This window comes from Psychrobacillus sp. NEAU-3TGS (assembly GCF_029955155.1).
Classification (GTDB): Bacteria; Bacillota; Bacilli; order Bacillales_A; family Planococcaceae; genus Psychrobacillus.
Window position 1 is genome coordinate 924,897 of the sequence record NZ_JAPNOZ010000012.1, and the last position, 12,756, is coordinate 937,652.

Annotated in this window: 15 protein-coding genes; 6 read left to right on the forward strand and 9 right to left on the reverse strand. The window is 35.3% G+C overall.

From position 1 onward, the window contains the following. Positions 1 to 348: 348 nt before the first annotated feature. From coaD to OR571_RS21000, 3 genes are read right to left on the reverse strand one after another with little or no spacing between them, the layout of a single operon-like run. Positions 349 to 834, reverse strand: a complete 486-nt coding sequence (gene coaD, locus OR571_RS20990; protein WP_282245747.1) for a pantetheine-phosphate adenylyltransferase — start codon at positions 832 to 834, stop codon at positions 349 to 351. 1 nt (position 835) lies between these two features. Next, on the reverse strand, positions 836 to 1,405 hold the full coding sequence (gene rsmD, locus OR571_RS20995) for a 16S rRNA (guanine(966)-N(2))-methyltransferase RsmD (RefSeq protein WP_282245749.1): 570 nt from the start codon (positions 1,403 to 1,405) through the stop codon (positions 836 to 838). Positions 1,406 to 1,421: 16 nt separating this feature from the next. Beyond that, positions 1,422 to 2,843: a hypothetical protein gene (locus OR571_RS21000; RefSeq protein ID WP_282245751.1), complete on the reverse strand. Its 1,422-nt coding sequence runs from the start codon at positions 2,841 to 2,843 to the stop codon at positions 1,422 to 1,424. 52 nt (positions 2,844 to 2,895) lie between these two features. Here OR571_RS21000 and OR571_RS21005 point away from each other — a divergent pair, with 52 nt between their 5' ends. Beyond that, a complete protein-coding gene (locus OR571_RS21005; protein ID WP_142537628.1) occupies positions 2,896 to 3,282 on the forward strand; it encodes a DUF7147 family protein in 387 nt (128 codons plus the stop codon). Between the two features lie 13 nt (positions 3,283 to 3,295). Here the strand turns inward: OR571_RS21005 and OR571_RS21010 are convergent, their stop codons facing one another. Next, positions 3,296 to 3,568 carry a YlbG family protein gene (locus OR571_RS21010; RefSeq protein ID WP_142537627.1) on the reverse strand — a complete coding sequence of 91 codons (273 nt, stop codon included), beginning with the start codon at positions 3,566 to 3,568 and terminating at the stop codon, positions 3,296 to 3,298. A 134-nt stretch (positions 3,569 to 3,702) separates the two neighbouring features. On the opposite strand from OR571_RS21010, the gene OR571_RS21015 reads away from it, so the two are divergent. Then, entirely contained in the window at positions 3,703 to 4,605 is a 903-nt protein-coding gene (locus tag OR571_RS21015) for a glycerophosphodiester phosphodiesterase family protein (protein ID WP_282245758.1), read from the forward strand. 41 nt (positions 4,606 to 4,646) lie between these two features. Here the strand turns inward: OR571_RS21015 and OR571_RS21020 are convergent, their stop codons facing one another. After that, entirely contained in the window at positions 4,647 to 5,096 is a 450-nt protein-coding gene (locus tag OR571_RS21020) for a YlbF/YmcA family competence regulator (protein WP_282245760.1), read from the reverse strand. An 87-nt stretch (positions 5,097 to 5,183) separates the two neighbouring features. Between OR571_RS21020 and OR571_RS21025 the strand changes: the two genes are divergently transcribed. Beyond that, complete coding sequence (locus OR571_RS21025) at positions 5,184 to 5,681, forward strand: PaaI family thioesterase (RefSeq protein ID WP_282245762.1); 498 nt, start codon at positions 5,184 to 5,186, stop codon at positions 5,679 to 5,681. On the opposite strand, the gene OR571_RS21030 is transcribed toward OR571_RS21025, so the two are convergent. Further along, entirely contained in the window at positions 5,630 to 7,060 is a 1,431-nt protein-coding gene (locus OR571_RS21030; protein WP_282245763.1) for a UDP-N-acetylmuramoyl-L-alanyl-D-glutamate--2,6-diaminopimelate ligase, read from the reverse strand. The genes OR571_RS21025 and OR571_RS21030 overlap by 52 nt on opposite strands. A gap of 126 nt (positions 7,061 to 7,186) precedes the next feature. Here OR571_RS21030 and OR571_RS21035 point away from each other — a divergent pair, with 126 nt between their 5' ends. After that, complete coding sequence (locus tag OR571_RS21035; protein ID WP_282245764.1) at positions 7,187 to 7,930, forward strand: amino acid kinase family protein; 744 nt, start codon at positions 7,187 to 7,189, stop codon at positions 7,928 to 7,930. 328 nt (positions 7,931 to 8,258) lie between these two features. On the opposite strand, the gene OR571_RS21040 is transcribed toward OR571_RS21035, so the two are convergent. After that, complete coding sequence (locus OR571_RS21040; RefSeq protein ID WP_282245766.1) at positions 8,259 to 9,350, reverse strand: CAP domain-containing protein; 1,092 nt, start codon at positions 9,348 to 9,350, stop codon at positions 8,259 to 8,261. A gap of 151 nt (positions 9,351 to 9,501) precedes the next feature. Between OR571_RS21040 and OR571_RS21045 the strand changes: the two genes are divergently transcribed. Together OR571_RS21045 and ytvI are read left to right on the forward strand one after the other, a co-directional pair. Next, on the forward strand, positions 9,502 to 9,867 hold the full coding sequence (locus OR571_RS21045; RefSeq protein ID WP_282245768.1) for a YugN family protein: 366 nt from the start codon (positions 9,502 to 9,504) through the stop codon (positions 9,865 to 9,867). Between the two features lie 115 nt (positions 9,868 to 9,982). Further along, positions 9,983 to 11,041, forward strand: coding sequence for a sporulation integral membrane protein YtvI (gene ytvI, locus OR571_RS21050; RefSeq protein ID WP_348775073.1), 1,059 nt, complete (start codon positions 9,983 to 9,985; stop codon positions 11,039 to 11,041). A 73-nt stretch (positions 11,042 to 11,114) separates the two neighbouring features. Here the strand turns inward: ytvI and OR571_RS21055 are convergent, their stop codons facing one another. Further along, complete coding sequence (locus tag OR571_RS21055) at positions 11,115 to 11,576, reverse strand: DUF420 domain-containing protein (RefSeq protein ID WP_188713279.1); 462 nt, start codon at positions 11,574 to 11,576, stop codon at positions 11,115 to 11,117. Between the two features lie 21 nt (positions 11,577 to 11,597). Beyond that, entirely contained in the window at positions 11,598 to 12,521 is a 924-nt protein-coding gene (ctaG, locus tag OR571_RS21060) for a cytochrome c oxidase assembly factor CtaG (RefSeq protein ID WP_282245775.1), read from the reverse strand. Between the last annotated feature and the right edge of the window lie 235 nt (positions 12,522 to 12,756).

Consider the following 12,756-nt stretch of genomic DNA (forward strand, 5'->3'; position numbering starts at 1 on the left):
AGAGACAGCTTGACAGTGGTAAATAAATAAAAGAGCTTTTTTGCATTTAATTATGGATTAGTCAGCAAGTTCTATTGATGGAAGCGCAAGACGGCGACACCTGCGGGATCAGCGGGACAGGTGAGACCCCGCAGGAGTGTGCGACGAGGAGGCTCACCGCCCGCCCCGCGGTAAGCGTCCGCCTGGAGCGGAAATCAATTACCTTTGCCGTATCTCTTTGCTTGCAGTTTCCCTATACCACGTACAAAAAAACATGTCATTCCCTGTGGTACTTGATAAGGTTATTCCTATTTCTACATCTTTTCTAGTTTCTTAAACTACGAAAAAAACCTTGCCGTATTGGCAAGGTTACGCTTTATTGAATTTTTTTCGTAGAGCAGCTTCCACATGTGGAGGGACTAATTCTTCTATTTTTCCTCCATATTTAGCTACTTCTTTAACGATACTAGAACTTAAAAAAGAATATTGGTTTTTGGTCATGATAAAAAATGTTTCGATTTCATCGTTTAACACACGGTTCATCGATGTAATTTGCATTTCATATTCGAAATCGGAAACTGCACGTAGTCCTCTTATAATTGCGCTTGCATGGACACTTTCTGCATAATCCATCAACAATCCAGAATAAGTCTCTACTTTTACATTGGAAAGATGACTTGTTGCCTCTTTAATAAGCTCCATTCTTTCCTCAACAGAAAATAGAGGATTTTTAGAAGAGTTATTTAATACGACAACATTGACTTGTCCAAAGACAGCCGCTCCTCTATTTATGATATCTAAATGCCCATTTGTTATTGGATCAAAGCTTCCTGGTACAACTGCGATTTTAACCAATTTAATTCCCCTCTTCTTCTAAACGTTTACGATAAATAGAAATAATTGTACCACCGTAAGTTTCCCGTCTAGCAAGAGTAAAAGTATCAAAATCAGCAGCCAGGTCAACCGTTTTATCATGCTCACACACGATAATTCCCGTATCGCTCATACATCCAACTTCTACAATCTTTTGGGCTAAATCATAAAATGCAGTCTTATTATACGGTGGATCTACAAATAATAACTCGATTTTCAATTCTCTTTTTTCAAATGCTTTTACTGCTCGAGCAGCATCTATTCTATATATTTCACTTAAATCCTCTAAACGACATTTCTTTAAATTTTCGTTTATCGTTTGAATGGCTTTCTGATCTTTTTCGATGAAAATACATAAATCGATTCCTCGACTTAATGATTCAATGCCTAAGTTTCCACTTCCAGCAAATAAATCTACTGCAATCCCTCCGTCAAAATAAGGACCAATCATATTAAAAATAGATTCCTTCACTTTATCCGTTGTAGGTCGTGTATTTGTTCCAGGCACCGCTTTTAATGGCAACCCTTTTCTCGATCCTGATATTACTCTCATGTCTGAACTCCTAATGTTAAAATGTAGAAGACTCTGTAATATTTATTCGGTCTTCTTGTTTTTCTATATCCAATAAAAACAATCGAATCATCCATGCTTCTTCAATATAAAATTCCGATCCGATTCGCTCAAACGGTTCTGACATTGCGTCATATCGTTTTTCATTCAACACGTAAAATGGTTCCTGAATCGGGAAACGAAATGCCCTTGAATCATTTTGCACATATAAACCATTATCTGTATCATTTAATGTGTAGCCCAGTTCAGCTAACAATGGTCCGGCAGCATATAAAATTTTTCCGTCTTTCATTAATAATTTCAGCTCTTCTTGTTGTACTCCATTCACATAAACAGTACGCGAATCCTCAAAAAGTAGCGGAAACTTGTCTAACTCAGATTGGATATTCAATTGAAAAAATGAAGTGTTCGATCCGATTACTTCCGACAGGAGTTTATCTAATTTTTCCGCATTTAACGAACTATTTTTAGTCAATTTCGTTTTCCATTCCGATAACTGATTGGTTGTAAAATAATTTTTAAGTGTTTCATACATCCAAACTGATTTTTCTGATCCGATTGGTCTATTCATCGAAAAACTACTAACCACTTCAGAAAGCAACGGATTATCATCGGTCAATCCATATTGGTATTGAACGGTTTTCACAATCAACTCACGTTCAATTGAGTCAATATCTTTACTCTTCATAAATACGATGCGTGGAGACTTAATATTATTTTTGTTTTCAGTGAAAAGCAAGGTTATATGCGCACTATTTGGAATATTCAACTTATCTAATCGTGCACGTAATTCTTCTGAAAGCTCTTGATTTGAATGAACAGTTAAATAATCATTCTTATATTTCACTGGTATAACTGCTTGTTGCCAATATAAGTCTGACATATTTCCGGCTCCAGAAAAAAGAGTATAATCGATTAAATTTAACGATGTGGACCCTATTACCGGTAAACCGCTAACCCACATCCCTCCTCTTTTTACCTCATCCGTTACATGAAGCGTTGTATAGGAGACTCCGCCCTTTTCAATCTTCGCTAAAAATCCAGAAAGTAATATTCCGTCTGGTAATCCATCAGCTAATGGAATTTCATACGAAATACTCTGTTTGGTTGACTCTCCTTCTTCAAACGAAGTTAAATCATCCGATAATCGACTACAGCTATCACTAGTGGTGCCCAAATCACAGCTTCTATTTACACTTGAAATTGGCCAGGCAATGGTCATTTTCTCTTGTGGCAAATGAAGAAAATGTTGCTTAACAATAACTTTGTCACTTTTAAACTTTAGTTCAATTTCTTGTTCATAAGAAAAAGTTTGCTCCTCTTCCTCCAAACTAGAGGAATAAACGTGATATTGAAATAAAAGCAAAACGCTATTTGTTACCACAAGCAACATAGTCAAAAAACTTATAACAAATTTCATAGAATTTTCCTCCAACAAAGTGGTAAGATGGATTGGAAAGGAAGTGTCCCCATTGATTCAACGTTTTATAGAGCTAGGTGAAGGTTATGGAGATGTATTTGAGCTTTGTGAACTCGCACGATTAAATAGAAATCGTATACATCACGCCTTCTTATTCACATCTAAAAAAGAGGATAAAGAGTACTTTTCCATTGCAGTTGCTCTAAAGCCTATTAATAATGCTAACTTCTTCCCAATATATATATGTCGAGAAGGAATACCAAAATCGGAAGCTGTACCTAAAAGACTTTCAGCATTTAAAGAGACGTTAGAAGAGCTAGAAATCGACCCAATCCAAATCGACGTGAAACATTCTTCCACTTTTGTAGACACAAATTTATTTTATCAGTATATAATTGGCGTTTTACGGTTAAATAACTTAATACCGCCACTTCAATAAACGAGAGTAGATTTTACAAACCAATTTTATAATCGTATTCTTTCGCTTTATCTGGCTTACTATTTTCAAACTCAGTTTTTAAAAATGGACGGTACGATTCTAGAATTTCTTTTACAAAAGGAAGTTTGTTCATCTTTTGTTTGGCAGTATCTATTTGATCTTGATCACAATATAACACGACATATTTCATCTTTTTAGAAATATAATGGACATGGCCATATTTTCTTAGTGATTTCGCTTGTTTTAGATGATGCACATAGACAATTAATCCTTGTCTTTCTGTCATACTTTTTCCCCTCATTTCTTCCTCTTTAGGATAACATATCCGGGAAAATGATAGCAACAACAACTAGCTGACAGTTGAACGTTCAAAAGTTATAATGAGAGAAGCTAACGGTTAAAAGGAGGATAAATCGATTAATGGGAAAAAAGACTAATGTTGTTTTCGCTATTGCCGCAGCTGCAGGAGCAGCTTGGGCCAGTACAAAAGCTATTTCTAAACCACAAAGTCGTACTCCAAAAGAAGCGCTTGAATACGAGCAACCAATCATTCTAGCACATCGAGGAGGAGCTGCGCTTGCTCCAGAATGTTCGCTTGCCGCTTTTGAAAATGCAGCAAAATTAGGAGTCCATGGATTTGAAATAGATATACGATTAACAAAAGATGAAGAGATTATCGTTTTTCACGATGAAGACTTAGATAGAGTTACAAATCTAAATGGCAAAGTGGCTAATTATACATTGGCGCAATTAAAAGAAGCAGACCTAGGTTACCACTTTGTCGATTTAGAAGGCGCTTATTCATATAGAGGCTGCGGTGAAAAAATAATCACTTTAGATGAGCTTCTAGATGCATATCCCCAAATGCTTATAAATATCGATATTAAAGATGCTCCCCAAACTTATGAGGGTAGTTTAATGCCTTCTAAGCTTTGGAGACTATTAGAAGAAAAACAAGTTTACAAGCGTGTAGTAGTTACTAGTTTTTATGATGAACAAATAGATCGCTTTAACTTATATGCACAAAATACAGTTGCTTTAGGAGCTGGTGAGAAGGAAGTAAAAAAAGCATATACTGCTTACACTAGCCAATTTAAGCATTTATACCATCCAAAGGCAGATGTATTTCAAATTCCGGTGAAATCGAATGTATTTCCGCTAGACAGTGCAGGTTTTATCAAACATATCACTTCCTTGAACATCCCTGTTCACTATTGGACTATCAATGATGCGGTAGTCATGAGGAAATTGATCCAAAACGGTGCAAAAGGAATCATTACAGATCGCCCCGACATAGCAATTGAAGCATTAAAGCTAGACTAAAAAGGATGTGTGCAAACAAATGCACACATCCTTCGTATTTCTTATGCAGAACAAGAGCAAGCTCCACCAGTACCACAGCCGCTCCCACAACTAGAGCCACTGGATGCAAAAAACGGGTTGCTCACTGGAACTTTCACACCTTCTGAAACTGATTTACCGATTAGCAAGCTCACTTCATCGAGCAAATCTTGTAATTCATTTTCCGCAACTCTTAATGTTGCAATTTCATCTATCATATCCAATTTTCGTTTAGTTACGCGGATATCCTTCATAACTTTCGAATAATCGGGATGATATTTTCCGAATCGCTGGACCTCTTCATATTGGTCTTTAAGTTTCGTAAAATGATTAATTTCACGCACTAGATTCGAATTTGTATATACAGCACGATGTGCATTTAAATAATGATAAAATTGTTCAGAGGAAAGAACCATTGTACATAGCATATCTGATTGGTCCATTATAGTGGCCCATTCATTGGTCATTATCAATTTATAAAACCTCCAATCTGTGTATATCATACCAGAAATGGAGAAGCAATTGCCAAATTATTTACTTACTGTTAGGAGAAAAAAACAATGAACGAATTACAATCATTACTGCACCAAGTTGCAGAAAACGCATCAGAAGCAGATATGACCCTACTAAAAGACTTTCTTATCTCTATCCAAAAGAAACAGCAAAATACTTCTACAACCTATTTAAATGCGGTTTTACAAATGGATATTCAATTCGAACAGGATACATGTATCGTCACTTTTCCTATTACGCCTCTTTCCTTTAATACATTTGATAAACCACATGGAGGAATTATTGCAACAGTCATGGATAATGCGATGGGATACCTGGTAAATAAAGATTTACGAACGGAAGGAAAAGGAGCTGTAACGACAAATATGAACATCCATTATGTGAAGGCAGCTACACAAGAGTCGTTAATCGCTACAGCATCCTATCTACATAAAGGTCGCCAAACATTGGTGTTAGAATGCTCAGTCACTCAACCAGATGGTAAAAGAATTGCTCATGCTACTGGGTCATTTTTTGTTATTAATCCACCCGACTCTTCTAAATAATTGCGTACAACTTGATGATCAGAAAAAGGGACGACAATTCCGTTAGTAATTTGTTCTTGCTCATGTCCCTTTCCTGCTATTAAAATGACGTCTCCCTTTTGAGCAGTGCTTAATGCCAAAATAATCGCTTTTTCCCGATCAGATTCGATGATTACTTTGCTAAGGTTCACTCCACTTACAATTTCAGCAATAATGTCTTCTGGGCGTTCATCTCTTGGATTGTCAGAAGTAATAATTATTTTTGTCGCATATTTTGTTGCAACTTCTCCCATACCTTTTCTTTTTTGTTTATCTCGATTTCCTCCGCAACCAAACACCACATACACATCCTTTTTGGCATAGGATGTAATCGTAGATAAACAAGCCTCCAATGCATCAGGAGTATGGGCATAGTCTATAAGAACCTCCACCCCTTTACCATTAGGTATTTGCTCTAATCTTCCTTTTGGTAAGGTTAGTGCTTTTACGTCTCCAAGAGGAATATTTAATCCTGATAAACTTGCTAATGCTGCTGCTATATTCATCCCATTATAATAGCCACTGTTTTTCATCTTTAATTGTACTTCTTTATCTCTCACAATATATTTGTAATGGACAATTTCTTTTGAATAATCTGCTTTTTGGTAAATGACGTCATTCGTATATCGTTCACCAAAACGTATAACTGGAAGCTCCGTCTTTTCTGCGATTGATCTACACCACTCATCATCATCATTTATGACAATTTGTTTGGAAAGCGTGATAAGTAGCTCTTTTGATTTTTTATATGGTACCATTCCACCGTGAAATTCTAGGTGATCCTTTCCTATATTTAAAAAAACACCTATATCGATTGGATACATACCTAATCGATTGTCCAACAAACCTTGAGAAGAAGCTTCCAATACAATATATTCAACTTCATGTTCAAAACAATATTTTACTACTTGTAAAAAATCATAAAACGGCAATGTTGTATTACTTCTAAAAGGACGTTCCAGTTTTTGACCATTTATAAAAACGCCTAATGTGCCAATAACACACACTGATTTTTGTTGTTGCATTAATAATTGTCCTATAAAAGAAGCAACGGTTGTTTTTCCATTGGTGCCAGTTATCCCAATAGTTTTTATATTTTCCCCATGCAATTTATGTGCCATAAGAGAAACTCTTTCTTTAAACAAATGCATATCGGTCGGTAAAATAACCTGAGGCACGCTACAGTCATGAATAAAATATTCGGTGAGTATCGCTTTTGCACCGTTTTGTATCGCCTCTTCTATAAATACTCGATTCCCTGTTTCCGAAACGAATATATCCCCTTCTTCAATTTGCTTCGAGTGATCGATAAATCTGTTTATCATAAAGTCCTTCAAATCACCTGTAACTTTGTATTCCAAACAATTTAATAGTTCTTTTAAAGGAAAAATAGTAACACACTCCCTACACCATTCTTGTGAGTTCGCATAAAGTAAAGTGAATTCCTTGTATCGTATGAACGGAGTGTTTGAAATGTCACGAGATGAGTGGTTGAAAATATGATTGTGCAAAAATTCGGTGGAATTGCAATGCAAGATCATCAAAACAGGAAATTGGTATTAGCAAGGATTAAAAAAGCAATTAGTATACATCAAAAAGTTTTGGTAGTTGTTTCTGCAATGGGAAGAAGAGGACAGCACTATGCAACGGACACATTATTAGATTTAATACCTAGCTCCGGGAACAGTGTTGAAACCGATTTACTTTCGGCTTGTGGTGAACTAATATCTGCCTCAGTACTTTGTTCGGAGTTAAAAGAAGCAGGGATTTTAGCAACTCTTTTATACGGGAAAAGTGCGGGAATTATGACCAACAATGCGTATGGAGATGCTCAAATAGAAAAAGTAGAAACAACATCCATAACAGCCTCCTTCCAACAAGTCAATTGTATAGTAGTACCAGGTTTTCAAGGTCTCTCAGAAGAAACGCAAACCTTCACTACACTTGGAAGAGGTGGCAGTGATCTAACGGCAGTCGTTTATGGACATTATTTGAATGCTGATGTCGTGGAGTTTTATAAAAATGTTCCTGGTGTTATGACTTCTGATCCTTTTAGAGAGAAAAACGTTCAATTAATTTCTTCTATGACTTATGAAGAATTGCAACATAAAATCAATGGACCAGTAGAGGTCATACAAAAAAGAGCAGCTAAATTTGCTGCCCTTCATAATGTTCCCTTGCATATTCGCTCACTATATGAAGATAAAGAAGGTACTTTTGTTTTTAACTAGGTATTTTTCAAGCCCGTTGTCAATTGATTTCCGGAATTAAAACTTTTCAAAAAACGTATAAGCCTTCCATTTGCTTTTGTATGTTTTTGATATGCTTTGGATGACATAATCACTGCAACATTACTAAGGGATAATTGTTATCCAATACCAATCAAGTTCTAGGCAATTGATATGGAAAAGAAAAAATGCAAAAGGGATGCGACTGTGTCGTATCCTTTTTGCATCATGAAGCATTGGTATTTGTGTGGCACTTGTTCTCTTCAATACCCCTTCTTTACATATTTTTAATGCACCGAGTGTTTCTCACAATAGTTAGGGGTACTGTTGGTTAATCAATATTGATACCACTTTTTCTTGTTTTTACTTTATGTTGTTCTATTAAATTTTGCGTATAGTAGTTACTATATACTCCTACCCCCGTATGGGTATACCATTCGCCTAGTATAGAGGCTCGATGATCTCTCGAATTTAACCAACCATTAACAGCTTCACCTGCATCAAAGTAAAAAGCGGCTGTGTTCCCGGCTGCACGTGTAAACTCAATGGATGATTCCTTTAACTTATCACTAAATTTAGAAATTTCAGATGTCTCATTAATAACTACATTATTTTTTGCCATTTCTTCACTATGTCCCCTTGCAATTTGTTGCAATGCATAATCAGACTCCAACACCTGTAAACCATGCCTGTGACGAATAACATTTGTCATTTCGACAACCTGACGCTCATTCGCCCTATCTATTGCGGCTTGTAAGGAAGAAGCTGGGGTTTCCACATCTATCATCGTGCCATTATATAAAATATCGTACGGTCTTAGTTTTAACAGCGTGTTTGCATCTGTAAACCGTACTGCCTCTAGCTGTTGATCTTCCATATCTATATATAAGATGGCAAACAAATTATCAAATGGTACTAAAATACGTGTATTTATATCTTCTTCTGTTAAGGAAAATGTATACGTATTCGAATCTATTGACATGGTGACTTCAGATTGTACAAGTGTAAATCGATAAATATCTGTTAGCGACTGTCCTATTTTATATGGAGTAACATCTATATCGTTACCAATTGCAAAGGATTGGGTTATCTGACCTTCTGTTATGCCAAACAATTTATAAGTAGAAAAGGAATCATTATACACCCACCAATCATAATCAAAACCCGACGGTTCAACTCTTGTAGGCTTACCAAACAATTCAATCAGCTTTTGAGATGACTCACCTATTAACGTGGATACCCCTTCCTTTGGTCTATCAAAAATGTTTGCGGGCTCCGTAACCTCCGGTAATTGCTGTGGTATTAACTGCCCAGAATTGTTAGAACCTCTTATAAGCTCATTTTCCTGCACAGGATTATCAAAATATATAAAAATTACCAGTACAATAGTAATAGCTACTAATATGCGGAATAGATTTTTCATCTCATTTTTCTCCTTAACAATTACTTCGTTTTCACTAGTATATCAAGCATACATGGAAAGACACAATGTTGCCATTGCAACATTTTCAAATTTGAATTAATATTAATGAGAACGTATTCTTTGGTAATCGAACGTGAAGGAGGACTATTCAATGTATTTCGAAAACACTGGTATAGAAAACACTGTCATTGATCTAAATTTATTAGATGATCTTATGAAAAAGAACGGATTAATCCGCGCTGGTCAGTGGGATTATGAACGTGTAACTTATGACAAAAAGTATGAGATAAAAGAAGGAACATTTTATCTTCGAGTATTTGGTTTTACAAAAGACGGGGATGTAGGCGCTCATGATGCAAACATCACATTATTGAAACCAGTAGTCGGCAAACATTACTATCCACATGGTGTAGAATATGGCGAAAATGAAGTTTTCCCAAATCATTTAGTAAAATCATGTGAACAAGTATTAGCTGCTCTAAAAAAAGACTTAAGTGCATTTGAACTACAAGCATAATAAGGGCTCCATGAAACGCTAGAGAATAATTCCTCTGGCGTTTTTTATCTGTTCAAATATAGATATGTTGTCTATACTAGGAAAAAAGCTGAAGAAAGGAGTATAACCAATCTTGTTGAAACTCTTTAAAAAAGAGTATGTGAAATATATAATTACATGTCTCTTCCTTATATTAATTGCTATTTTTATCATTCCAGTATCGCTTCCAATCATCTTAGCCTTAATTACTGCAATCATTATCGAACCTCTTGTTAAGTTGACCCAACGAACATTTAAATGGAATCGAAAACTAGCAGTTATGACTAATTTCTTTTTCTTTATCATTATCATTTCAGCTTTTATATATTTTGTAATTACAAAGCTAATAAGCCAGCTCATTTATACATCTAAAGTAATCCCTTTTCATTTAAATAGTTTAACTGGCATATGGATTAACGTGCAGAATAACCTGTTTCAATACACGGAAGGCCTACCAAAAGAAGTCGTAGAGTCCATCCAAGATAAATTCGATTCTACTCTTATGAGTATGAAAGATGCTTTACTCGACTTGCTAAGCTATTCGAATATCACTGCTCTTCTAACTAATGTACCAAACTTTTTAATCAGCTTTATCGTATTCATTATTGCTCTTTTCTTGTTTATGCTAGACTTGGAAAGGTTACGAACTAAATTCTTTCGATATTTGTCTGATGGCACTGCTGAAAAAGTACGTGTGATGAGCACAAGTGTAAAAAAAGTAACAATCGGATTTATGAAAGCACAAATTTTAGCGAGCTTTATTATTTTAGGTGCTTCGCTTATCGGATTATTATTTATCATCTCGCCAAAGTATGCGATCATTATGGCACTTATTATATGGATTGTAGATATTATTCCTATTTTAGGTTCAATCGCTATTTTAGCCCCATGGGCAATTTATGAATATCTAACAGGAGATATTGTTTTAGGTACTAAACTGACAATATTAGCGATAATACTTTTAATAATCCGAAGAGCCGTCGAACCAAAATTAATGGGTTCCCAAATGGGAATATCACCACTAGCAATATTGATTGCCATGTTCATCGGCGCAAAATTATTTGGCTTTCTTGGATTTATTATCGGACCGCTCATCGTCATTCTTTTTATAACCGCTAGAGAAGCTGGAATGATAAAGCTTAACTTTAAACTATAACAATACTTTTAGGATAAATAGTAAAAAGTAGCATGTGGAAACTTCTATAATTCCCACATGCTACTTTTTATGTTTAACCGCCTATAATCGCTTTTATGACAGAAGTTGTTTCTCCACCGTGATAAAATACATACAGTAATAGATACACCGCAACTCCGGTGATTGCAACAAAGAACCAAATTATACTGGTAATAGGACCAATTTTACGATGCTTTGCAATATTATTCTTTAATCCTAAAACAATCGTTACAATTCCAAAAACAGCACCAGTAGTCGCTAGTACAATATGGAACACTAAAAATATTGTATAATAAATTTTTATATCATCCGGTCCGCCAAATGCGGTATTTCCGATAAAAATTGTTCGTGACGCATAAATGATGAAAAAAATCAAAGCAGAAATGGCTGCAGCAAACATTGTTTTCTTATGTGCCTCTATTTTTCTTTGCGATACTAATACCCATCCAATTGCAACTAATACTGCGCTTAACACGATGAAAAAGGTACTAATAGTAGGTAATACAGGTAAACTCATCGTCATTTCTCCTTGAATACATTAAAATTTGTTATCGTAACTGGCTTTAAGCTTTAAATCATCTAGAGCTTTCTGAGTAATTTCATCAGCTGTTTCTTGTTCATTTTTAAACCATTTAAAGAAAATCGAAGCTAACACTACAGCATAAATAACTTCTTGAATAATTTTCATCAAAATACCACCAAGTTGTTGATCCGCTTCAGGTGACATATTAGAAAATAGCTCTGGCCCAGAAAGTGATAAACCAGATAGTGTACTAGAAGGTACACATAATTCCATCGCTTTAAGCCACGCCTCTCCATCGGTATACGTAGTATAATTTGCAGCTCCTGAGAAAATGATTAAAGCACAAGCTGGTGTTATTAATATAGCACTTCCTACTATAAAACCAATCTTCTTTAGACCATGTAGTCCCTTCTCGCCTTTAATAACATCCACAATAGACCACCACATGAAAATAGCAGAAATAAATAAAATAAACGTATATGTTCCATGCAATACCTCGTCCATTTTAATATAATCAAGAATCAATGGAATATGATAAAGCGAAAACAAACCTGAAAATACAATTAACGAAAATAATGGTTTAGTTAAAACAGGAAATACCTTTCGTACAGCAGGTAATTCAATGACAGCTTTCCATACCCACCATGGAATCCCTTTTAATAATAACGGCGGGATTAACAATAGTAACAAAGCCATTTGCACCATGTGATAGGAGAACATGATATGAGCCATTAAATCTACCGGTGATCCTTTAACAATATAAACGAGGACTATACTTGTTAAAAAGTACGCAATTTCTTTTTTTGTTAAAGGTTCTGAAACTTTAAAGTCTTTTCGCCATTTGACTGTTATTAAAAAATATAAAATAGTTATAAACACTAATAATCCGATTAATATTGGACTCCAATTAGCCTGAAAACCAAATATACTTAAAGGCATAGGTAACCTCTCTCCTTTATTTTTACTACTAATTCCATTATAGAGCGCAACTACAATAACTTCAATGAACGAACTATGACAAATGAAAAACTCCTGTTATAAAGGATGTTCCTCATACAATATAGGAATTTATAAGTGAAGCGAGATACTTCACATTATAGGGAAACTGTGCGGTAGTGAGTTGAATGAAGTGGACGCTTGGATTTCCGCTACAGGGTGGACGCTTTCCGCGGGT